The sequence below is a fragment of the Fictibacillus fluitans genome (assembly GCF_030418125.1).
In the GTDB taxonomy this organism is placed as follows: Bacteria; Bacillota; Bacilli; order Bacillales; family Fictibacillaceae; genus Fictibacillus_C; species Fictibacillus_C fluitans.
The window spans coordinates 295,610-316,692 of record NZ_JAUHTR010000003.1 but is presented as its reverse complement, the minus strand read 5'-3'; the positions used below and the strand labels follow the sequence as shown (position 1 = coordinate 316,692).

The following is a 21,083-nucleotide window of genomic DNA, read 5'->3' as shown; positions in this document are numbered from 1 at the left end:
TCTGAATAAAAAAACAATCAGCCCTTTCCGGGTTGATTGTTTTTTATTTTACGCATTGCTTACCGAAGGTTCAAGAATCGTAAACTTGTTATTCACTGTGTCCAACCTGGCCCTGGCACCAATCGGAATCGCCGATTTATAGTAGCCATGGGCTGTCGTCACATTGGTCATCAGCGGTTTTCCCAGCGGAATCATGAAATCTTTGATCAGCTGCTCATAGGTTACGGCATATGCCGGTTCACAGGATGTACATTCCCCCATTACAATTCCCGCACAATCAGCGAATTTGCCTGCAATTTTGAGGTGATTCAAGTACCGGTATACGGTATTCATTGGTTCATGGGTTTCTTCAATCACAAGAATCTTCCCTGTTGTATTAATTTCAAAGGGAGTTCCCAGATTATCCACGAATGATGTAAGATTCCCTCCAACCACCTCTCCAGTCACATTTCCGCGCACTCGGCTGATCTGGGGAATACTGGGAGGATTTACGATTTGACGGGGAGATTGAAAGGTGGAAGTGGCCAAGAAAAACTGGTCGTAGTTATACGCCGGCGTTTCAAGATTAAAGTCGAGGAGCAACAGGCTTTGAAGGGAAATTAAGTTTCCATACTGATACAGGGCGTTGAGAAGGATGGTGATGTCACTGTATCCTGATACGATCTTTGGATTTTGCCGGATGACACTGAAGTTCAGGTATGGAAGGATACCAGCTACCCCGACCCCTCCTCGTGTTGGCAGAATCATTTTTACGGTTTTATTGGAAAACATCGCCATTAAATCAGCGGCCCTCTGTTGATCGGTTCCAGCCAAAAATCCCGTAGTGGTATACACATTTTTTCCCAGCACTGTTTTAAACCCAAGGCTTCCAAGTGTTTTAATTCCTTCATTTATTCGTGCAGGCACCAACGGGCTTCCAAGCGTTACAATCCCGATGGTATCCCCTCTTTTCAGAATTGGTGGTCTGACAGCCATGTACATCCTCCCCCATCCCAAGCGTTCCCCATCGAGATGCATCATTGATGTATATGAAAATCAAAACAATATTATCCGTTTCTGATAAATCTTCCAAAACCATACTTAAAAGGAATTAAAGAGGGTATATAGAAGTAATACATAGACCAGTTATTAGTTTACGAAGTGAACTATCAAATAGAAAGGGGAAAATTCCATGAAAGAGTACAAAATTATTGAAACCAGCGGGCGTTGGACGTTCAGCCTTGATACAATGCCGGACAGCAATATGCCGTTATCATTGGAAGAAGCAGAGCGCGTAAAAGAACAGCTGGAAGAATGTGTCCCCTTCCAGCTTGAGATTGTGAAGATAGATTCAACTGACTGACAGCCTGCCATTTTGGCAGGCTTTTTTATTGAACGACTTTTAATTTAGTCTTTGCTTTATGTTTGAGAAGATCCGCTTTATTAAGAGACTGATGAATTGAACACCACGAGCGTTTCGAATAGCATACCAGAATGTCTTGCTTATTCGCTTTTTTCTTGATAGCCGTGGAAAATTCATGATTAATATAATCAGTCAATACAAGCACCAGATCCACATGGCTCGGTATTTCCTTCTGCGACATTCTTGCTTTTCGCCCGCTTACATGAATAATTTCCTCTACCCCCTCATGCTCGAGCTTCTTTCTGATTTTCCCAAGATGATCGCCGCCTACAATCAACAATGCTGACATCAAAACTACTCCCTTCCACATTTCCGTTCATTTAATGGTTTTGACAGGGTGCCTTCCGTTTTTCCAATCAGCAGCTCACGTTATTATTTATTCTTATCGGTTTACTAGGATTTATTTTTTAATAAAAACCTCTTCCTACAGCATTTTGCGAATAAAAAGAGGTTGTGATACCAATATAGACAGAAAATTTAAATTATTAAAAATAATATACTGGAAGGGTTCTTTCAAGTCAATAGTTATTTCGAAAATTTCTGTATTATGTAGGCAAAAAACCCATACTAAAATATGAGTTTTTGGCTGGTTCTAATTCTGCATATATAATTTTTTAATCAGCCTTGCTTTTAAGCGGCAAATAGGTGTTGGCCACAAATTCTCCAACCGGGTGAATTGCAGAGTTTTCTTGTTTTTTCCCCTGGCTTAAAGGCAGCCTTGGGAAAAGTAATTCCGCTACTCGATATGCTTCTTCCAAATGAGGATAACCCGAAAAGATAAAGTGATCGATACCAATAGACTGGTATTCTTTCATTCGTTGGGCTACGGTATCAGGATCACCGACAAGTGCTGTGCCTGCTCCTCCCCGTACCAGACCAATCCCTGCCCAAAGGTTCGGGCTGATTTCGAGGGATTCCCGTTTCCCATTGTGAAGGGCTGCCATCCGCTTTTGCCCCACAGAATCGTATCTTGCAAATATTTTTTGCGAGGCGGCAACTGTTTCCTCATCCACATGTTGAATTAGTGAGTCTGCTGCTGCCCAGGCTTCTTCCTCGGTCTCCCTTACAATGACATGAAGCCGGATTCCGAAGCTAACAGTCCTGCCCTGGGCAGCTGCAAGCTTTCTGACTCTCGCAATCTTTTCTTCCACTTGCCCGGGTGGCTCGCCCCATGTCAGATAGACATCAATATGCTTGGCAGCCACTTCCAGCGCAGCATCCGAAGAACCGCCAAAATAAAGTGGAGGGTATGGTGCTTGCTGCGGCGGCAGTAACACCTTTGCTCCTTTAATTGTCAGGTGCTCCCCCTCAAAGTCGACCGTTTCTCCTGCCAGTTCCTTTCTCCATACTTCCAGAAATTCGTCAGTCAGCTGGTAGCGTTCGCTATGGGATAAATGGAGCCCATCGCCCGCAAGCTCGACCGGATCTCCTCCCGTCACTACATTGATCAGCAGTCTGCCATTAGATAATCTGTCAAATGTTGAAGCCATCCGTGCAGCAAGTGAAGGTGAGATCAGCCCTGGCCTAACAGCCACCAGAAACTTCATCTTTTCTGTCGCCTGGATGAGGGAAGATGCTGTTATCCACGCATCTTCGCATGAATGCCCCGTAGGAAGAAGCGCTCCTTTAAATCCCAGTTCATCCACCGCCTGCGCAATCTGGCGGAGATAAGAGAGTGTAACCGGCCTCCCTCCCTTTGATGTTCCCAAATACCTGCTGTCTCCATGTGTGGGCAAAAACCAGTAAACATTCATGCACCTGTCCCCCTGCCTTTGGCGGAATCGAGTTCCAATTCTCTGATATAGATGTCTTTTTTCACCTCATCAATCAGCTCATTCAGCGACACAAACAGTCTGTTTTCAATTTCTGGATCAAACCTTATGTCCAGCCCGTTATTGTGCTGCAGCAGCTGATCAATTAAGTAAACTCCGTTTAATATGTTTCTAGCACCAATTGCATACAGTACCGGTTTCAGCGCATAATCGATGCTGAGTAAGTGCGCAGCCGATCCGCCGGCAGCGATGGGCAGCACGCTTTTCCCGGAAAGAATGTCGCGCGGCAGCAAATCCAAAAGGGATTTCAGTACGCCGGAATAAGCTGCCTTATATACCGGTGTTCCGATGATTACTGCCTTTGCCTGCTTCAAACTTTTTTCAATTGCCTTAAGCTCAGGGCTGTTAAAATTGCCCAGCACCAGATCTTCAGGCGGAATGTCCAGCACAGAATAAGATTCTGTTTCCAGACCCGCTTTTTGCGCCAGATTGCTTAAATGGTGAAGAACAATCCCTGTTCTTGACGTTGCCGACGGGCTGCCTGAAATCGCAACAATATCAGCCATTACAACTCCTCCTTCTTCTTCAGTGGTTTTAATGAAGCATTTCTTTGTCTATTAATAAAAAAGGTCTGCAGCGCTCTCGCAAGGCCACCTGTGCCAAAAGTCAGATGCGTACGTTTACCATCCGGGCACCGGCTTTGGACATCAGTTAAAAAGTCCAAAATATACAGCCTCCTGTAGAGAATATTGCTGATACCCTGCTTTGAAAAATAGTCCTCAATCGTGTTATACAGCCCTTTGTTTACCCCGTACCGCTCCCTGCAGACCCCGCTGAACTCAAGGTCGGTCAAATTCACGAGATACAGCTGTTCTTTTGTTGCCGACGATAAAATATTTTGTGGTTTAATCCATTCTTTTAACGATGCTTCACCCATAAATGATTCCTCCCGAATGGTAGTGGATTATTTATTCTCCAGCGCTTTTTCAACAAACTTGTTTTCTATGACTTTAGACGTATCGAGCTTTGTTTTGATTCCCCCTGCTTTATAAAGGAAATCCGCCTGATCCTGATGAGCTTTGGCAAACTCCGTGTTTGTTGGAGAAAGGATTAAGTTAGACCGTTTCAAGACTCTGCTTACGATTTTCGGATCAAGCTTTTCCTTTTTGGCAATTTCGGAAGACACTTTATCCGGATGTTCAATAAATTGCTTCATGACTTTCTCATAGGTTTTCAAAAACAAAACCGTTAAATCCGGGTGATCTGTCGTAAATTGAGTTCTGGCAACAAGAAAGCTTGGCGCATTGATATTCAGGTCCTCTCCATCAGCCAGAGATTTTGCGCCGGTTTGATAAATCGCTGTTGTAGCATAAGGCTCCCATGTGGACCAGGCATCTACTGATCCGTTATCGAGCGCTGGCCTTGCTTCATCCGGCTGCAGCTGAACCACTTTAATATCTTTGTCGGACAGCCCCGCACGGTCGAGTGCCATATAAAGGAAATTATACGCACTGCTTCCTTTCGCAACGGCAATTTTCTTGCCTTTTAAGTCCTTTAATTCTTTAATTTTGCTTCCTTTAGGAATGATGATCGAATTTCCCTTTTTTCCATCTGATGTAACGGCGATCGCCTTAAAATCCACATTGCCGGACTGTCCGGCGATCAATGGCGTCCCTCCAGTGGCGCCAAAGTCCAAACGTCCTGAGGCCAGTGCCTCAAAATGCGGCGGTCCGCTCGCAAACTCGCTCCATTTAACGTTGACTCCTTCTTTTTTAAAGGCTTTCTCAAAGGCTTTGGTCTCTCTTGCATATGGCAGGACCCCCGTACTTCCCTGCACCCCTATATTGACCGTTACATCCCCTTGCTCGGCATTTGTTTGTTTCTCATCGCTGCATCCTGAAAGTACGATCATCATTGTTAAAAGTGCCAGCAATCCTGCTGCTATCGTTTTCTTTTTAAGTTTCATCAATTTTTCCCCTCTCCCTATCCCATTCATTTGGTTAAGCTTGTGCTGAAAGATTGACCGTACCCGTATCCGGCCACTTTAAACCGAGGTGCTCCCTTAAGGTTGTTCCGGAATATTCGGTTCGGAACAGGCCCCTTTCCTGAAGGAGCGGAAGGACATACGTGATAAAATCATCAAGCCCTTCACTCATTAATTGCGGCATAATATTAAAACCGTCTGCTGCTTTGTTTTTGAACCATTTTTCCAATTGATCAGAGATTTGTTCCGGTGTGCCCGCAATGGTGTAATGGCCTCTCCCCCCAGCCAGGCGAAGCAGAAGCTGTCTGATCGTCAGATTTTCGCGAAATGCGAGCTCCTGAATAAGCTTAGTGCGGCTTTGATGTCCATCCGTAGCTGGAAGCTGAGGAAGCGGCCCATCCAGCGGATAAGCAGTAAGATCGGCGCCAACCCGATTTGACAGCTGATAAAGGCTGAACTCTGTATTGGTATAGTCATGAAGCTGTGCTTCTTTTTCTTTTGCTTCCGCTTCTGTCCTGCCTATGACCGGGCATATTCCTGGCAGCACCTTGACTGATTCAGGTGACCTGCCGAACGCTGCAGCACGGGTTTTGATTTCCTGATAAAAGCGCTGTGCTTCCTCCAATGTTTGCTGGGCGGTGAATACGGCTTCGGCATACTGCCCTGCAAAGTCAATCCCGTCCGCTGAAGACCCCGCCTGAACAAGGACAGGCCTTCCCTGCGGTGAACGCGGGATGTTAAGCGGACCTTTAACTGAGAAGAAGTTTCCCCGGTGATGGATTTCATGAACTTTTCGTTCATCCGCAAAAATCCCAGCTTCCTGGTCTGCAATAATCGCATCATCTCCCCAGCTGTCCCATAGCTTGCTTGCCACCTCCAGAAACTCACGTGCCTTTTCATAACGAAGACCATGTGAGGGAATTTTCTTCGAATTGAAATTCTGAGCTTCGCCATCTGTTCCCGAGGTAATAACATTCCAGCCAGCCCGGCCGTTGCTGATATGATCGAGCGAAGCAAACCGTCTTGCCACGTTGTAAGGTTCATTAAAGCTCGTTGAAACCGTTGCGATCAGTCCAATATTTTCTGTTACTGCAGCAAGAGCGGACAGAAGGGTCAGCGGTTCAATGCCTCCCTGCAAACCGTATTTGGCCCCCTGCCGTGATACCGCATATCTGTCAGCCAGAAATAAGGAATCAAATTTGGCTGCCTCCGCTTTTTGTGCGAGTTTCACATAGTGGGATAGCTTCAGGTTACTCCCTATGTCTGATTGCGGATGCCTCCAGGCAGCTTCATGATGCCCCATGCCTGTGAGGAATAAATTAAGATGCAGCTGTCTTTCCGGTTGAGACATGATTTAACACCTCCATCATTTATTTTTCAATCAGCCGATAAAGCTGTCGCGCCATTTCAGAAGTCTTTTCTCAAAATACCTCACCAGTGAATCCGATGCTTTGCCAAACACAGCGAAAATGATAATTCCCACAAACACAATGGATGTCTGGGAAAATTGGCGTGCATCCATGATCAGGTAACCGATCCCTTCGCTGGATCCCATGAGCTCAGCAGCCACCAATGCGAGCCACGCCGCCCCCAAAGACAGCCTCAGTCCGAGCAGAATGTTTGGCAGAGCAGCCGGCAGGATCAGCGTTGTAATCTGCTTCCATTTGCTGAACTGCAGCACTTTTGCGACATCAAACAGTTTTGAATCGACCCCGCGAATGCCAAGAAAAGCGTTAACATACAAAGGGAAGAAAGCAGCTTTTGAAATGAGAAGGATCTTGGATAATTCGCCAAAGCCAAACCAGAGGATAAACAACGGGATAACGGCCAGAGATGGAATGGTCCTCATCATTTGCAGCGTGGGATCCAGTGTTTGTTCGGTTTTGCTTGAAAACCCCACAGCCAGCCCGGCAAGAAGACCGAGACCGCCTCCAAGCAGGAACCCGAGTACAGCCCGGAATAAACTGATTTTCAGGTGAGCGAATAATTCCCCTGACACCATTAAATCCTTAAATGCCACCAGAATCTCACTCGGCCTTGGAAGCAATGTTGCTGAAATCAGCCCATAAGCACCGGCCGCTTCCCAAATCAGAATGACAAGGACTGGCAGTGCCAAACCCCGCACCCAATTGGATAAAGGCCATCTTTTGCGCTGTCTTTTAACCGCTGTTTCCTTTACTGATTGCCCCGTGCGTTCTACACCTGATCTTGTTAAAACTCCCGTTTGGTTGCTCATTTTTTCATCTCCCTTTGAATCATTGGATCGCTCCAGTTGCCTGTTGTTCTTCTACTTTTTCAAATTCACTCAGCACCCTCTGGCGAATTTCCTGAAAAGACACATCTGTTTTCTTTCTTGGATAGGAGAGGTCGACCGGTATCACTTCCCGGATGGTTCCCGGTCTTGGATTCATGATTACTACCCTTGTCGCCAGATAGATCGCTTCGTCAATATCATGGGTAACAAAAAGCATGGTCGTTCGATTTTTCTGCCAAATATCCAGCAGCACCTCCTGCATATGAGAGCGGGTAAAAGCATCGAGGGCGCCGAACGGTTCATCAAGCAGCAGCACCTTCGGATTTCGAAGCAGGGCTCTCGCAATCGCCACCCGCTGCGCCATTCCGCCTGAAAGCTCTTTTGGATAGGCATTTTCAAAGCCTTTCAACCGGACCAGCTCGATCAGCTGCTTCACACTTTCCTTTGTTTCCTTGATATTAACGGGCAGGTTAGCTGCAATATTTTTCTCAACGGTCAGCCAGGGAAACAGCCGCGGTTCCTGAAAAATAAATCCCTTTTCAATGCTGGGTCCAGTGACTTTCCGGTTATCGAGCAGCACTGATCCTTCATGTTCTGTATCCAGCCCGGCTACGATTTTCAGCAACGTGCTTTTCCCGCATCCGCTCGGCCCGATGACTGTAATAAATTCGCCTTTCTTCACATCAAGCTGGATTTTCTCCAGCGCTTTAACCTTGCCATTGGCTGTTTCAAAGCTTTTTTCAACCTCATTGATCTGTAATAATGCCATGTACTGTCCTCCTTTTTTTAATAAGGTGTTCAAAATAAAAACAACCGGAGCCATTTTAATAAACAAAAATGGTCTCCGGTTGTCCGGTCGACGTTAATAAGCTGTTTGCTATTCGGTTTTAAGCATAAAAAAACTTCTTCCAACGTGCCAAAGGGACGGAAAGAAGAAGTGAAGTTCATGCTTCTCTTATCATCCAAGCTTGCGGCTTGTTGGATTTGGCACAGTTCTCTTCAATTGAAAGAGTCCGCTGCCGAGGTTTCAAAGGGCCAATTCCCTCCACCTCTCTTAATAAGATAGAGTATGTAGTTTTTTGAATAAAAGATAATCCTTATCGGATTACTTGTAATTAAAACAGGTCTTCTATTGAAAGTCAATGCGTTTTTCAAAAAAATCTAAAAATAGTGAATTTAACCCCTGGTGGCCAGCTCCAAAATCTCCACATAAAACATATGCCCCTATCCCATACTATTTGTTGGGAGGTTTTCGACTATGTTACTTTCTTGGTTAACGAGTATACTTCTGCTTGTGCAGCCAGTCCCTGTCAACCCGCCGGACAGCATCTCACTTGTGCAGCAGGGACAGACAATCGCCATTATACAGCGTAAGGATTTTATGGTTCCGCTTCCAGGGACCCCTGTTATTGATACCGAAAAACTTAAGCATTTTACGGATAAGCTGGAAGGGCAGGTGTACCGTCCGCCCATCAACGCACGAATCAATGATTACGGAGGAATTTCTCCTGGACAAAATGGTTCTAAGCTCTATCGGGGTGCGTTCAGGGATCAATTTTATGCAGAGTTCTTCAGTAAAGGTCCCGCAAAAATAGAAATTCCGAGTTTGACGGTCCACCCCCGGGTTGACAGTGAACTGCTCGGAAACATACGGACCAATCATCTCGGCCAGTATATGACGTACTTTAACCGCTCCAAAGCCGCTCGAATTCATAATATTTCACTGGCTGCCAAAGCGATTGACAATCACGTCGTTTTTCCCGGGGAAACCTTCTCCTTCAATAAGGTGGTTGGAAACCGGACAAAGGCAAAAGGATATATGCGGGCTCCGGTGATTGTCCGCGGTGAACTGTCCGAAGGAGTCGGCGGCGGCATCTGTCAGGTGTCTTCCACGCTGTTCAATGCAGTGGACCGCGCCGGACTGCATATTGTCCAGCGCTATTCCCATACCCGCAGGGTTCCCTATGTTCCGAAAGGCCGGGATGCGACCGTAAGCTGGTATGGTCCTGATTTCCGTTTTCAAAACCGTTTTAACCAGCCTATCCTGATCCGTGCAAAGGCTTACGGCGGGAGCATTATGGTCATGATTTCTTCTTCAGATGTGATCAATCTTCCTCAGAAAAAAAGGTAACTGTTTCTTCTCTCCATCAATTGTGTCAACATTGTTAACCATTGCACAAACCCATTCCAAATCCATGGTCAGGGTGATAGAATAAATGAGGATTTGATCATCAATTGGAGAGAGTGATGACATGAAAAGTCTTCCATTTTTCTATATGCTATTTCTAATCAACGGATTGCTTCTTGCTGGCGGATTGGTCAGCCCGGCGTACATGGCAGTTGCCCGGTGGAGCATGATTTTCTTTAATATTACGGCATTAGCTGCCCTTATTTATTTTAAAGAGCATGGCAAAGGTGCACGCTGGAGAAAAGTATCATCCCGTGGCCGCATGCTTTGGTGGGGCGCATTTATGTTCAATGTTATTTCAGCTTCCAATGAAGTTCTTCATTCGGCACTATTCCAAGGTTAATAAATAAAATGTACGAAAGCCCGGCAGGTGATCTGCCGGGCTTTTTTCATATGGAGGAAATTACATGTTTGCTTAAAGCGGTTTTAAGGAAGAAAGATAAAGCATGTAACACTGTAAGGGAGATGGCTGCTTTGTTTGGCTTCACAGAAATCTGGAAATTTTTCTTTTCATTCTTTTTGGTATTACCTGGTGTGACTTTACTGCATGAATTTGGTCACTATTTTTTTGCCCGTATTTTTGGCGGAAAGGTCCGGATGCACGTAGGTACAGGAAATGTGCTAATGAAAGTAGGACCTCTTCGCATCCGTAAACTCTACTTTTACGATGGCTGGTGTGAATATGTGTCATTAAAAGAAGGCGGCAAATATTCCAAAGTTCTCGTTTACCTTGGCGGCTCTCTTTTTAATCTGGCAGCCATTCTTTTATTGAACTCTCTCGTTCTTCAAGGCATCTTGGAGGCAAACCTATTCTTTTATCAATTTACGTACTTCTCGTTTTACTATGTATTCTTTTCTCTAATGCCGATGGAACAGTCAAGCGGTTGTCCGAGCGACGGACTTGCAGCCCTGAATACGCTTAAAGGCATCGAGTTAAAAAGCCATCCTGCTGATTAACATACAGCAGCCCGCCTTTTTTGGCGGGCTGTTTTTTTATTCTTTAATAATATTTATAATAGCTTTCTGTACAGCCAGTTATATGACAGCCGTTTTTTTGGAACACGCGCTGCATCTTTAAATTTTTCTGATGTGTGCTTCCAACATAATATTTCGCACCCATCTCCTTTAAACAGGTCAGCGCCTGTCTGTGCATACATGTTCCTGTTCCTTTTGACCGGATGCCTTGAAGCACCCCAAAGTAAAACAATCGTCCCTCAGTTGTTGTACCCTGTTCGATATGGGGGATGGCTATTCCGATTGGCTGATCTTCTTGATAAAAAATCCTGCAGGAATGTTTCCATCTGAAGCCAAGCTCAAGCTTAACCGACTGAAGATGCTGCTCCATCGACAGAGTTGATGCTGCATTATCCGATCCCTGCATACACATTCCCCATAACTCCATAAAACCTTCTTCAGTACATCGGTGATCTTCAAGTGTTCGCCACGTATAGGGATGGTACTCTTCCATGTCATCCAATTCGCGATACACATCGACTTTTGATGCATAATGCTCAAAACCAGAACGAATTAAGTAATCGGAGCGTTGCTCAAAATCTTGGTGATTGCGATGAAGCGTTATTCCTACTCTATTGACATCCTCTATTTCAGCCTTTTGGAGGACCGCTACTATCCCCTTTTTCCACTCGTTTATTTCCACTATTTCCTCTGTAGGTTCAATCAGAATATATTCCGGGGTTCCATCTTTCACTTTCATCAGCCTTCCCCTACTGTCTTTTGCTGATAAAATTTGTTGATCACACTTTGGAAGGCTTCCTTCTCTTCCAAAAAAGGATAATGATTGCTGTAATCAAAAACAGCAAGCTGCACATCGGGAATAAGTTCCGCCATTTCCCTTGAGAAAGCAAACGGACACTGAACATCGTGGAGCCCGCAAGCTACAAGCGTTCGGGTACTGATTTTATACAGCTGCCTAGTTACATCAAAAAGGAGGATCTCCCTTGAGAAGAACTCCATCCGCCGAGCGGACATGGATTTATGGACATCTCCTGAAAAATACTCATCATATCTTACAGGCTCATACAGCGATAATTTAGTCCGTTCTCTGGCCAAATGGTTTCTTTCATCAGCCGGGAGATTTGTTTTTAATTGCTCAATCAGCGACTGCATGTTTGCAAATTGCGGATGCTCCGGATGATAAATGCAAAAAGGGGATGAAGACGCATATTCTCGTGCCGCCGCACTGGCTATGATTAAAGATTCAAGGGATTCAGAATGCCATATTCCATATACCAGTCCCAGCATTCCTCCTGTGGAATGTCCCGCATAATGCCAGACGGGATAACCGAGTTCTTCTCTTACCGCTTCAAGATCCAGTACAGTTTCAATCATGCTAAGCTGATGTGGTTCATGAGCCGCTTCTGATCTTCCCGCTTCTCTCAGGTTAATCAGAAATACCTGATGCGACTCTGTGAACGTGTCAGCAAAACGGTCCCCTGTTTCATTGAATTCTGAATAAAGGTGGGATACACATAACGGCGCACCTTCCCCTTTACTGAACACTTCAAAAATGCCCCTTTTTGTTGGAATCATCAATGTCTTCCAAGTGGTCATCATTATCCTTCTCTCTGCTCTTTCGTCTTCTATACTAAAACAACATTCTCTGTTCCTTTACAAAATTCCTTTTTGCCATTTGTCGAACGATTTTTGTTCACTAAATTGATTTTTACCATTAAAATAAATTTTAACAATAAATAATATTTTAGTAGGAAGGAGATTTAATAATGGCGACCACTTTGGCCCAAGAACAAAGGATGGTAAGAAAACAAAGATTCGGAGGCATCCTCGCCAACCGGCAATTTTTATTTCTGTGGATTGCCAGCATCTTTACGGGATTATCCTTCTCGATTTACTTAATCTCAGAAACATGGTTTGTTCTTCAGGCACTAAAAGCGCCTTCCAAGCTGGGAATTATAATGATGCTCACCACCATCCCCCGTGTGTTGCTCATGGCCGTTGGAGGAGTAATGGCTGACAGTATAAAGCGGTCCCACATAATTTTAATCACAAATTCAACCAGGGGACTGCTGGTTCTTGGATTGGCTGTACTTATCCTGAACCACAGTATGAACCTTTACCTTCTTGGTGCTTTTGCTCTTCTTTTTGGCGTTCTAGACGCTTTTTTCTGGCCTGCCAACCAGTCTATGCTTCCCACCCTTGTTAAAAAAGAGCAGATCGTCCGCGCCAACTCTCTCGTGCAGACGACCAATCAGCTTTCATTGCTGACGGGTCCGGTCATCGCAGGTTTTATGATTAAATTCGGCTCGTTTTTCGGTGTCTTTGTATGCACCTCCATGTTGCTATTCTGCAGCAGCATACTAATCGGTCAAATCCGCCATCCTGAAAACCCGTCCACTGTCAGCAAGCAGAAAGAGCCGGTGTTCAGGCAGCTGAAGGAAGGAATTATTTACGTCAGGACGGTCCCCTATCTGCTGCTCACCATGTTCACTTCCATCTTCGTTAATTTGCTGCTTGTCGGTCCCTTGAATATTGGACTGCCTTTAATGGTGGATCAGCAGCTGAAAGGGGATGTTCTGTCCCTAAGTTATCTGGAAAGCTCGCTGGCGCTTGGGATGGTGGCGGGGGCTTTTCTTACCGGCATACTGAACATCAAAAGTAAACGGCCAATCATCAGCCTTTCACTGATTGCCGTACTTTCATTCTTAAATATCTTTCTCAGCCAAATGACCGCCTTGTGGCACGGAATCCTGATCTTGTCGCTTGCCGGAATCTGCCTGTCCATTTCCAATATCATTGCTCCTTCTCTGGTTCAGGAGATGACGGAGAAACGGATGATGGGAAGAGTCCAAAGTTTGATGTCAACTGCCTCGATGGGCTTTATACCGCTTTCCTTTGCCCTTGTTTCTGCCCTGCTCTCGAGCGGCCTTCCAATCGACATGATTATTTTGTACTCAAGCATCGCCCTTACCCTTTTTGTCCTAACTGTTCTTTGGAGGAGCAAAATCATTCGCACCATTGATTAGTCACGTACAACCTTTGAATTGTGGTATTCTTTTTAGTAACACAATGTTTAGGTGGGATATAACGTGGCACAATGGAAAACACAGTCAATCGATTTAATGAAGATTTTTTCTGATCCCAGACGCCTGAGGATTCTTCATCTTGCTTCCGAACAGCCGATCACCGTTAAACAGCTGGCTGCTGAATTAAATGAACATCCTTCAAGACTTTATTATCATGTAAAAAAGCTTGAGGATGCCGAGCTTTTGGCAGTGGCCGAAACAAAGCAGCTGGGCAACTTGGTGGAGAAATATTATCAAACCATCAATATGGACGATGTATTATACCGCGGAGATTTACAGGCACAGGCGGAACAGCCGGAGGTAGCTCTTTCCCTAACGTACCGGCTCATTGAACCCGCACTGAAGCTATACGAAAAGTCGCTCGCCAAGCTGCGGGAAGAAAGAAAGCATGGCGAAGAACTCAATGAAATGCCGTATCACGTTACCATTAATTCCTCCAGTGACCGCATGACTGCCAAAGAATGGAGAGAATCCTTTCCTGCCATCATGAAAGCACTCGGTAAAAATGAAAAGAAAGACTACGAATGGCCCGAACGCTCCTTTACCTCTGAAGAAGAAGCAAACAAAGTCGGTACCTACCAGTACGTTTTGCTCAGTTACCGGATTGAGGACGCAGAAGAACTAGGAGTCGTAACCGAAAACGAGGAAGAGAAATAAATATAGCTGCCTTTAGCACATGCTGAAGGCGGTTTTTTTTGTAAAAGCACCGATAAGGCGCTCCTACATATAGTGACATCATAGCTTTCATTTAACGTGCAGATTGTTTTTCTGGAGGTATATAAACGTGCAAACCTTACATGAACGTTCGGAAAGACTGCTGAAGGAGCGGATCAGCTGTCTGGGGAATCATGGCTTTAACTTTGTTTTTCTTGGAGACAGCAGAGGCCGCGGCCCTGAAGATAATTGTTTCACCATGAGTGGAGAATTTGAACTGGTATTACAGAAAGCCGTCGACCTGGATCCCCTTTTTATTATTCATGGCGGTGATACCGTATTCACCGGAGAAAAGAAATACCTGGAGGATTTTGTCCGGGTGGTCAAACGAATCGCAAAGGATATCCCTGTTTTTGTATGTGTAGGAAATCATGATGAATTACCTATCCCGGAAAGTAATCTGGCGAATTTCCGTGCTACGATCGGCAAAGTTCACTGGATTATAGATGTGCTCAAGTTTAATTTCAGAACCATAGCCATTAACAATATCATCAGTCCCGGGAATAAAATCTACGGATTCACAGACAATGAATTGAATTATTTACGGCGCCAACTGATGACCAGTCCCCGGCAAACCGTCCTGGCTATGCATGCCCAGCCCAATATCGGACGATGGGCGGATTTAGGCGGGTTTCCGGTGGATACTACTCAGAGCCATATTTTCTTTGATATGATTCAGCAGCATGGTGTCAAAAAAGTAATGGTCAGCCATGTGCATGCATATGACGAACAGTTTATATGGAAAAACAAGGACGGCACTTTTACCCTTGGGCAGGGAACTGATTTTGTTCTTTCAGGCGCTGCCGGAGCCCCCCTGGACCTTGAACCACCATTAATCTTAAATGATTACAGTCTGGCTGAGTTTTTTGTGAACAAGGAATTAATAACGGCGCCTCTTTTATGGAGAGTCACTGGAACGCCCCGGAGAGCATGTATTTAAAAAGAGAAAAAGCTGTTCTTTTCCAATTGAAAAGAACAGCTTTTTATTAAGCATGTAAAACGGAAGGGTGTTTAAAGTGAAGGAAAATATGCAAGGATTTTCCTGCCTGCCTTAATTGGCATATAAGCGGTACGAGTCGGTTAATGTTTCGCCATTCCCATAAATATATGCCCTTGACGGAGAATAGGTATCGCTGCTATCGTACTTCCATTCAACTCTTAGCGCCATGTACCCGCCTGCTCCGTATCGGTTGGTTCCTCTTTTTTCAATATATTGAGAAAAGCTGTCCCACGTTCTGGGCCCAACCACGCCGTCAACGACTAAATTATGCGTTTTTTGATATTTTTTTACTGCCGCTTCTGTTTTCGGACCGAAAATCCCATCCGAATCAATAACGGAAGAATCGGTGTAAAATCGAAGAACGTTAATGATGTACTGCATGTTTTTAACTTCAACCCCGCGGGTGTCTTTTCGCAAAATCGAGTTTTTATCCCAGTCGGCCGGATGATGAAACCCGGGTGCCGAGGCAGATGCGGTAGAAAAGGAAATTCCCCAAGCCAAAAGAACAATTACCATACTGGCTACTATTTTCTTCACAATGCCATCTCCCTTTTATTAATTGGTGCAAACCCCTTACAAATTTCCCCTCCTTCTGAAATTTCCCCCTTTTCATAAATTGAACCCTATCATTCTTATGACCAATGCCCTGTTTTCTTTCTGTATCTTTGGAATTAGTGTCCACGCGGCTCAAGGAAGAATAGGATATTCAGTGTGAAAATAAGGAGGTTTTTGGATGAATGAATTTTATGGGCAGCATTCCAACCCAAGAATGTTTCCCCAACTTCCCGGTCAGGGCTCAGGCCAACAGGCTCCCGGGTTTCATGGCTTTTACCCTCAGGGACAGCAGCAGATGCCTCAGATCCCCGGGCTTTTCCCCGGCATGCCCGGCGGGCAGATGCAACAGGGACAGCAAGGCGGACAAGCTCAGCAGGGACAAGGCGGACAGCAGCAGATGCCCCAGATGCCAGGACTTTTCCCCGGCATGCCTGGCGGGCAGCAGCAACAGGGACAGCAAGGCGGGCAAGCTCAGCAGGGACAGGGTGGACAGCAGCAGATGCCTCAGATGCCAGGACTTTTCCCCGGGATGCCTGGCGGTCAGCAGCAGCAGGGACAGCAAGGCGGACAATCCCAACAGGGACAGGGTGGGCAGCAGCAGATGCCTCAGATCCCCGGGCTTTTCCCCGGCATGCCCGGCGGGCAGCAGCAGGGACAGCAAGGCGGACAATCCCAACAGGGACAGGGTGGGCAGCAGCAGATGCCTCAGATCCCCGGGCTTTTCCCCGGTATGCCTGGTGGGCAGCAGCAGGGACAGCCAGCTCAGCAGGTGTTTTATCCTTATTACTACCCTCCTGGCATGTTTTAAGCCGGTCGGACAGTAAATTCTTGAAACAAGCCAGTAAAGTTTGAATTTCGGCCAGTAACCTGATGATTCTGGACAGTAACTTTCGCTTTTCGGCCAGTATTTCTGTGCAAATACCAAAAACAAGAGAATTCCTCGTAAGGAATTCCCTTGTTTTTAACAAAATAAAGCTTATTTTTCTGTTTTCTCTTGCATCTTCTGCTTTTCCCACCGCAGTACCCCATCGTCTTCATCAAATTCGATGGTGACATCGGTGACTCCTTTTTCCTGCATAATCTTTTCTTCCAGCCGGTCTTTAATATCGTCGGCCTGCGCAACAGTCAGTGAAGGATCGACCTCCACCTCAAGTTCCACATGAAGTTCCTCGCCTTCCTTGATAACAACCACTTCAACTACGTCTTTCACTTCAGGGTCACGCAAGGCAAGTTCTCCAATTTTGTCTTCCATTTCCTCATCCGCTTCTCCAAGGACTCCTGCTGCATTATCAAGAAATACTTTTCCTACAACAAAGAACATCATGAGACCAATAATAATCGAAGCAATTCCTTCCGCCTGATGAAAAGGGGTAAAATGAGAGATGACGATAGCGATGATTGCCAGAATTCCTCCCGCTGTCGCCACGAGATCCTCCATAAACACCAGTTTGGTGGCTGGTTTGGCTTTTGGCAGATGGCCGAAGCTTTTAAGGAAAACCCCAAAACCACTCGTTGTATCGCCAACATCATGCATAATCTCTCTCATTGCTTTAAAGAGAACAAACGCTTCAAGCAGAACTGCGGCACCGAGCACCGCAATGTTAATTGCAAAACCGGTAGATTCCGTTGGGTGGAAAATATGAGAAAAACCTTCCTTAATGGTTTCAAAAGACATAATTCCCACAATAATAACGGCTCCGAGCAGGACCAGGTGAACCAGTCTGCCAAATCCATTCGGAAAGCGGTTCGTCGCACCTCTTTTGCTCAATGCCGAACCAATAAAAACAAAAAATTGATTGGCCGCATCTCCAAGGCTGTGCATGGTTTCTGCGAACATCGCCACATTTCCCGTGTACATATAGGTTCCGCCTTTGATTATGGCGATAATCGTGTTCACAATCGCCGCCAGGAAAGCGGATTTGTTACCGTTTTTTAATGATTTAAATAATCTTCCCATTGGATCCTCTCTCTCATTATGTATATAGTTCAATTTCATTTTACCCTCTGTGATCTTTACCTACACTTTATTTACCTTTCTTGCGGACTAAAAAAACCCTTTCCTCCCTATTTTAGCGATTCATCAATAGGAAGGAAAGGGTAACTGGCTGACTATTTGCTCCAAATGGCATGCTTTACGTGATGTTGAACCTGAGTGTATTTACGAATAAGGACTTTAACAAACGGATCAATCACAGGGGACATCATATAAATCAGAATACTGATTATCCCTGCCACCACTATACTTCCTGCAACATCAAGAGGATAGTGCTGTCCTACCCATATTCGTGATAACCCGGTTAACGCCGCTGCTGCCAGCATGGCACTTCCCAGCTTTTTGTGGGTTAGGAATACGGCAAACGATAAGGCAAATGCTCCTGTTGTATGGTCACTCGGAAATGAAGCATCCGCAGCATGTTTGAACAATAAATGCACATGGTGGCTGACAAACGGCCTTGGCTCATAATAAAAAAGAGTGATGATATAGTTTACGATCAGCCCAACAATTCCAGTTATTCCGGAATAGATTGCTAACCTTTTATACGAAACATCCCTCATCCAAAAAACCAAAAGAACAATAGCATAAATATAAAGCGCCTTTTGGCTTAAAAAGATCATAAAACCATCCAATACAGGATGAGAAACGGACAAATTATTAATATCTTGAAACCACTGGTAGTTCATTTTCTTCCCTTTCTTTTGGCTTATTTCCCACTTTATTCAAATTAAGACTTGTTTCAATCGAATATTTCGGACGCCTTTTTACTTCTCTGAAAATTTTCCCGATATATTCACCGATAACCCCAATTCCCATCAGCTGCAGACCGCCAATGAACCAGATTGAAACCATCAATGATGACCATCCGGCTGCTGTATTTCCCACTATTTTATGCACCATTGTGTATGCCCCTGTGAGCATACTGAGACAAACCGCCATAACGCCAATCACTGTAACAAATCGAATGGGGACGATACTGAACGAAGTGATTCCATCCGCTGCAAAGGCCAGCATCTTTTTTAACGGGTATTTCGTTTCTCCTGCCAGCCGCTCTTTTCGATCGTAATATACATTCGCCGTTTTCATCCCGATCAGCGGAATAATCCCTCTCAAAAAGGGATTGCTCTCTTCATAGCGGCATAGCTCAACAAGTGCCCGTTTGCTCATCAGGCGAAAGTCTGCATGATTGGGAATAAGATCGATACCAATTTTCTTCATGAATCCGTAAAAACCATTAGCGGTCACCCGCTTGAAAAAGGTATCGCTGTCCCGTCTTTTGCGGACACCGTATACGATTTCGCATCCTTCTTTATATTTTAGAATAAAATCACGGATCACCCCGATATCATCCTGCAAATCGGCATCAATGGAAATCACGCAATCGGAAAAATCCTTCGCCTCCATGAGCCCGGCTAACAGCGCATTCTGATGGCCGGCATTGCGGGACAATTTCAAGCCTGTAACAAATCCATTCACCAGACTTTCTTTTTCAATGAGTTCCCATGTCCCGTCTTTGCTGCCATCATCAACAAACAGGATTCTGCTTTGCGGATGAATCCATCTGTCTGTCTCCAGATCTTCCATCAGATAAGTTAATTGTCTGGTTGTTTCACCCAGGACTTCTTCTTCGTTATAGCAGGGAACCACTATGGTCACAACCGGTTGATTCATCAGTTCCACTTCCTTTCGCTCATGCTGCAGTTCATCTCTTCTGGTATGAATACCTTCCATACCGAATGAGGATCGGTGAATACCTTTTTTATATCAAGTGATCTTGTTTGGCATTCGCGAGCATCGATGGAAAGAGGGCATGAAGCCAGACACGCTACTGAGCTCCTTTTAATGGAGTCCAAAATATCATGAATGCGTATATAAGCAATCTCCCCAGGAAGAATCGGGGGAGAGATAGATCAGAAGGATCATTACTGCAACAGTTAAATATTGGGTTTCAGTTAATTGATTCCCTCTGAACAAACGATATACACCTGTCAGAATGTAATGAATGTGTTAAGCTTGCCGGGTTAAGGTAAACGCCGGCTCCAGCAAGGATTGAATAAATTTAGTAATCTGATCAGGCGATAGCATTTCGAGCCCTTTTTCATAAGCATTTTTGGCGGATTGCCAATTTTTCATGGCAGGCTGATTTCGCAGTACGCGTTTCAACTGAGATTCCAGCGGTAAGGACTTGTTGATCCGGAAAACCAAATTCTTTTCCTCCAAGTACTCAAGATTGATTTCTTCTTGTCCCGGGAGTACGGAATGTACAAATATCGGCAGGTTTTTCCTTAGTGCTTCACTCACGGTAATTCCGCCAGGCTTTGTAACGATGGCATCTACCCTGTCATACCAATCATTCATTTCGCTCCGTGATGAAATATACGGCAGAGGATGGATATTCACCGCACCCAGCGAACGGATCTTTTCATACAGCTTTTTGTTTTTTCCGCACAAAACATAGTAATCAAAGGTGTTGGAAGAGCTCGCTGCGGTAATCAATTCATAGATATCACCCAATCCGCTGCTGCCGCCTGAGATCAATACTTTTCTTCTGCTGCCCTTTGGTAAATTGGTTGATTTTCTTTTGAACTGCTCATGAACCGGAATACCCGAAACAATGATTTTCTCCTGAAGAATATGGTGTTCATCCATAAGTTTTGTTTTCATGTCCTGATTAGGAACGAAATGGTAATCAATTTCTTCTTTACCCCATACGTCATTAATGAAAAAATCAGTATAAATATTCATGACAGGTATGTCACATTTCCCCTTGCGTTTTAATTCGTTCACAAGGTAAGAGGGTATGCTGTGCGTGCATATGATAACATCAGGCTGTTCATCCTCCAAAAGCTTGTACATTGCCTTTAAAAACAACAGATTATATCCTTTAAAGGATTCTCTTCGAATGGTGGAATACGTAAAGTTCTTATATATAAGTTCATAGGTTCCTGGCAAATGTTTAATCCATTTCAAGTAGGTCTTAGTCACCATTTTTTCAAGAGGAACGTTTATATAGCTCAGCAAGTCCACTTTTTTTAAAACAATATCCTTCTCTCTGATTTTCAGCATGTCGATCAATGCTTCTGCTGCCTGATGGTGGCCGGATGGCATCTGTAAAAACGGCAAAAATAATATTTTCTTCATTCTTCATCACCTGTTT

24 protein-coding genes and 1 riboswitch are annotated in these 21,083 nt (G+C 44.8%); of the genes, 7 read left to right on the top strand and 17 right to left on the bottom strand.

Annotated features, from left to right (window positions below):
• Positions 1-48: 48 nt before the first annotated feature.
• Complete coding sequence (locus tag QYB97_RS08820; RefSeq protein ID WP_301165616.1) at positions 49-975, bottom strand: S66 peptidase family protein; 927 nt, start codon at positions 973-975, stop codon at positions 49-51.
• Positions 976-1,171: 196 nt separating this feature from the next.
• Here QYB97_RS08820 and QYB97_RS08815 point away from each other — a divergent pair, with 196 nt between their 5' ends.
• Positions 1,172-1,342 (top strand): hypothetical protein, encoded by a 171-nt coding sequence (locus QYB97_RS08815; protein ID WP_301165615.1) that lies wholly within the window; start codon positions 1,172-1,174, stop codon positions 1,340-1,342.
• A 25-nt stretch (positions 1,343-1,367) separates the two neighbouring features.
• Here QYB97_RS08815 and QYB97_RS08810 read toward each other — a convergent pair whose 3' ends face one another.
• From QYB97_RS08810 to QYB97_RS08775, 8 genes are all read right to left on the bottom strand, one after another.
• Positions 1,368-1,691, bottom strand: coding sequence for a DUF2325 domain-containing protein (locus tag QYB97_RS08810; RefSeq protein WP_301165614.1), 324 nt, complete (start codon positions 1,689-1,691; stop codon positions 1,368-1,370).
• A gap of 325 nt (positions 1,692-2,016) precedes the next feature.
• The gene (gene ssuD / locus QYB97_RS08805; RefSeq protein ID WP_301165613.1) at positions 2,017-3,156 is read right to left on the bottom strand and encodes an FMNH2-dependent alkanesulfonate monooxygenase; all 1,140 of its coding nucleotides are present in this window, start codon (positions 3,154-3,156) and stop codon (positions 2,017-2,019) included.
• Positions 3,153-3,740: an NADPH-dependent FMN reductase gene (ssuE, locus tag QYB97_RS08800; RefSeq protein WP_301165612.1), complete on the bottom strand. Its 588-nt coding sequence runs from the start codon at positions 3,738-3,740 to the stop codon at positions 3,153-3,155. Before ssuE ends, ssuD begins: the two co-directional genes overlap by 4 nt.
• On the bottom strand, positions 3,740-4,111 hold the full coding sequence (locus QYB97_RS08795) for a hypothetical protein (protein WP_301165611.1): 372 nt from the start codon (positions 4,109-4,111) through the stop codon (positions 3,740-3,742). The genes ssuE and QYB97_RS08795 overlap by 1 nt, the downstream gene beginning before the upstream one ends.
• 27 nt (positions 4,112-4,138) lie before the next feature.
• Entirely contained in the window at positions 4,139-5,140 is a 1,002-nt protein-coding gene (locus QYB97_RS08790; RefSeq protein WP_301165610.1) for an aliphatic sulfonate ABC transporter substrate-binding protein, read from the bottom strand.
• A 34-nt stretch (positions 5,141-5,174) separates the two neighbouring features.
• Entirely contained in the window at positions 5,175-6,509 is a 1,335-nt protein-coding gene (locus tag QYB97_RS08785; protein WP_301165609.1) for an LLM class flavin-dependent oxidoreductase, read from the bottom strand.
• Positions 6,510-6,539: 30 nt separating this feature from the next.
• Positions 6,540-7,394: an ABC transporter permease gene (locus tag QYB97_RS08780; protein WP_301165608.1), complete on the bottom strand. Its 855-nt coding sequence runs from the start codon at positions 7,392-7,394 to the stop codon at positions 6,540-6,542.
• 19 nt (positions 7,395-7,413) lie between these two features.
• Complete coding sequence (locus QYB97_RS08775) at positions 7,414-8,181, bottom strand: ABC transporter ATP-binding protein (RefSeq protein ID WP_301165607.1); 768 nt, start codon at positions 8,179-8,181, stop codon at positions 7,414-7,416.
• Positions 8,182-8,364: 183 nt separating this feature from the next.
• A riboswitch (SAM riboswitch) is annotated at positions 8,365-8,476 on the bottom strand.
• 194 nt (positions 8,477-8,670) lie between these two features.
• Here QYB97_RS08775 and QYB97_RS08770 point away from each other — a divergent pair.
• The 3 genes from QYB97_RS08770 to QYB97_RS08760 all read left to right on the top strand — a co-directional run bounded on the left by QYB97_RS08770 (position 8,671) and on the right by QYB97_RS08760 (position 10,557).
• Positions 8,671-9,543, top strand: coding sequence for a VanW family protein (locus tag QYB97_RS08770; protein ID WP_301165606.1), 873 nt, complete (start codon positions 8,671-8,673; stop codon positions 9,541-9,543).
• Positions 9,544-9,664: 121 nt separating this feature from the next.
• Entirely contained in the window at positions 9,665-9,943 is a 279-nt protein-coding gene (locus QYB97_RS08765) for a hypothetical protein (protein ID WP_301165605.1), read from the top strand.
• Between the two features lie 8 nt (positions 9,944-9,951).
• Entirely contained in the window at positions 9,952-10,557 is a 606-nt protein-coding gene (locus QYB97_RS08760; protein WP_356948171.1) for a zinc metalloprotease, read from the top strand.
• 43 nt (positions 10,558-10,600) lie between these two features.
• Here QYB97_RS08760 and QYB97_RS08755 read toward each other — a convergent pair whose 3' ends face one another.
• Positions 10,601-11,314, bottom strand: coding sequence for a GNAT family N-acetyltransferase (locus QYB97_RS08755; RefSeq protein WP_301165604.1), 714 nt, complete (start codon positions 11,312-11,314; stop codon positions 10,601-10,603).
• Positions 11,314-12,171 carry an alpha/beta fold hydrolase gene (locus QYB97_RS08750; RefSeq protein ID WP_301165702.1) on the bottom strand — a complete coding sequence of 286 codons (858 nt, stop codon included), beginning with the start codon at positions 12,169-12,171 and terminating at the stop codon, positions 11,314-11,316. The genes QYB97_RS08755 and QYB97_RS08750 overlap by 1 nt, the downstream gene beginning before the upstream one ends.
• A 170-nt stretch (positions 12,172-12,341) precedes the next feature.
• Between QYB97_RS08750 and QYB97_RS08745 the strand changes: the two genes are divergently transcribed.
• The 3 genes from QYB97_RS08745 to QYB97_RS08735 all read left to right on the top strand — a co-directional run bounded on the left by QYB97_RS08745 (position 12,342) and on the right by QYB97_RS08735 (position 15,315).
• A complete protein-coding gene (locus QYB97_RS08745) occupies positions 12,342-13,601 on the top strand; it encodes an MFS transporter (RefSeq protein ID WP_301165603.1) in 1,260 nt (419 codons plus the stop codon).
• Positions 13,602-13,664: 63 nt separating this feature from the next.
• Positions 13,665-14,318, top strand: coding sequence for an ArsR/SmtB family transcription factor (locus tag QYB97_RS08740; RefSeq protein ID WP_301165602.1), 654 nt, complete (start codon positions 13,665-13,667; stop codon positions 14,316-14,318).
• A gap of 127 nt (positions 14,319-14,445) precedes the next feature.
• A complete protein-coding gene (locus tag QYB97_RS08735) occupies positions 14,446-15,315 on the top strand; it encodes a metallophosphoesterase family protein (RefSeq protein WP_301165601.1) in 870 nt (289 codons plus the stop codon).
• 111 nt (positions 15,316-15,426) lie between these two features.
• Here the strand turns inward: QYB97_RS08735 and QYB97_RS08730 are convergent, their stop codons facing one another.
• From QYB97_RS08730 to QYB97_RS08705, 6 genes are all read right to left on the bottom strand, one after another.
• The gene (locus tag QYB97_RS08730) at positions 15,427-15,912 is read right to left on the bottom strand and encodes a peptidoglycan-binding domain-containing protein (RefSeq protein WP_301165600.1); all 486 of its coding nucleotides are present in this window, start codon (positions 15,910-15,912) and stop codon (positions 15,427-15,429) included.
• Between the two features lie 134 nt (positions 15,913-16,046).
• A complete protein-coding gene (locus QYB97_RS08725; RefSeq protein WP_301165599.1) occupies positions 16,047-16,946 on the bottom strand; it encodes a hypothetical protein in 900 nt (299 codons plus the stop codon).
• Positions 16,907-17,887, bottom strand: coding sequence for a cation diffusion facilitator family transporter (locus QYB97_RS08720; RefSeq protein ID WP_301165598.1), 981 nt, complete (start codon positions 17,885-17,887; stop codon positions 16,907-16,909). Before QYB97_RS08720 ends, QYB97_RS08725 begins: the two co-directional genes overlap by 40 nt.
• A gap of 152 nt (positions 17,888-18,039) precedes the next feature.
• Complete coding sequence (locus QYB97_RS08715) at positions 18,040-18,612, bottom strand: undecaprenyl-diphosphatase (protein WP_301165597.1); 573 nt, start codon at positions 18,610-18,612, stop codon at positions 18,040-18,042.
• On the bottom strand, positions 18,584-19,597 hold the full coding sequence (locus tag QYB97_RS08710) for a glycosyltransferase family 2 protein (RefSeq protein ID WP_301165596.1): 1,014 nt from the start codon (positions 19,595-19,597) through the stop codon (positions 18,584-18,586). Before QYB97_RS08710 ends, QYB97_RS08715 begins: the two co-directional genes overlap by 29 nt.
• Positions 19,598-19,933: 336 nt before the next feature.
• The gene (locus QYB97_RS08705; protein WP_301165595.1) at positions 19,934-21,067 is read right to left on the bottom strand and encodes an MGDG synthase family glycosyltransferase; all 1,134 of its coding nucleotides are present in this window, start codon (positions 21,065-21,067) and stop codon (positions 19,934-19,936) included.
• Between the last annotated feature and the right edge of the window lie 16 nt (positions 21,068-21,083).

Excerpts from the sequence above, each read along its gene's own strand:
- QYB97_RS08715 (WP_301165597.1), bottom strand. The coding sequence starts at position 18,612 with ATGAACTACCAGTGGTTTCAAGATATTAATAATTTGTCCGTTTCTCAT.
- QYB97_RS08775 (WP_301165607.1), bottom strand. The coding sequence starts at position 8,181 with ATGGCATTATTACAGATCAATGAGGTTGAAAAAAGCTTTGAAACAGCC.
- QYB97_RS08790 (WP_301165610.1), bottom strand. The coding sequence starts at position 5,140 with ATGAAACTTAAAAAGAAAACGATAGCAGCAGGATTGCTGGCACTTTTA.
- QYB97_RS08770 (WP_301165606.1), top strand. The coding sequence starts at position 8,671 with ATGTTACTTTCTTGGTTAACGAGTATACTTCTGCTTGTGCAGCCAGTC.
- QYB97_RS08785 (WP_301165609.1), bottom strand. The coding sequence starts at position 6,509 with ATGTCTCAACCGGAAAGACAGCTGCATCTTAATTTATTCCTCACAGGC.
- QYB97_RS08820 (WP_301165616.1), bottom strand. The coding sequence starts at position 975 with ATGGCTGTCAGACCACCAATTCTGAAAAGAGGGGATACCATCGGGATT.
- QYB97_RS08780 (WP_301165608.1), bottom strand. The coding sequence starts at position 7,394 with ATGAGCAACCAAACGGGAGTTTTAACAAGATCAGGTGTAGAACGCACG.
- QYB97_RS08755 (WP_301165604.1), bottom strand. The coding sequence starts at position 11,314 with ATGAAAGTGAAAGATGGAACCCCGGAATATATTCTGATTGAACCTACA.
- ssuE (WP_301165612.1), bottom strand. The coding sequence starts at position 3,740 with ATGGCTGATATTGTTGCGATTTCAGGCAGCCCGTCGGCAACGTCAAGA.
- ssuD (WP_301165613.1), bottom strand. The coding sequence starts at position 3,156 with ATGAATGTTTACTGGTTTTTGCCCACACATGGAGACAGCAGGTATTTG.
- QYB97_RS08795 (WP_301165611.1), bottom strand. The coding sequence starts at position 4,111 with ATGGGTGAAGCATCGTTAAAAGAATGGATTAAACCACAAAATATTTTA.
- QYB97_RS08760 (WP_356948171.1), top strand. The coding sequence starts at position 9,952 with ATGTACGAAAGCCCGGCAGGTGATCTGCCGGGCTTTTTTCATATGGAG.
- QYB97_RS08720 (WP_301165598.1), bottom strand. The coding sequence starts at position 17,887 with ATGGGAAGATTATTTAAATCATTAAAAAACGGTAACAAATCCGCTTTC.
- QYB97_RS08710 (WP_301165596.1), bottom strand. The coding sequence starts at position 19,597 with ATGAATCAACCGGTTGTGACCATAGTGGTTCCCTGCTATAACGAAGAA.
- QYB97_RS08750 (WP_301165702.1), bottom strand. The coding sequence starts at position 12,171 with ATGACCACTTGGAAGACATTGATGATTCCAACAAAAAGGGGCATTTTT.
- QYB97_RS08810 (WP_301165614.1), bottom strand. The coding sequence starts at position 1,691 with ATGTCAGCATTGTTGATTGTAGGCGGCGATCATCTTGGGAAAATCAGA.
- QYB97_RS08765 (WP_301165605.1), top strand. The coding sequence starts at position 9,665 with ATGAAAAGTCTTCCATTTTTCTATATGCTATTTCTAATCAACGGATTG.
- QYB97_RS08815 (WP_301165615.1), top strand. The coding sequence starts at position 1,172 with ATGAAAGAGTACAAAATTATTGAAACCAGCGGGCGTTGGACGTTCAGC.
- QYB97_RS08705 (WP_301165595.1), bottom strand. The coding sequence starts at position 21,067 with ATGAAGAAAATATTATTTTTGCCGTTTTTACAGATGCCATCCGGCCAC.
- QYB97_RS08745 (WP_301165603.1), top strand. The coding sequence starts at position 12,342 with ATGGCGACCACTTTGGCCCAAGAACAAAGGATGGTAAGAAAACAAAGA.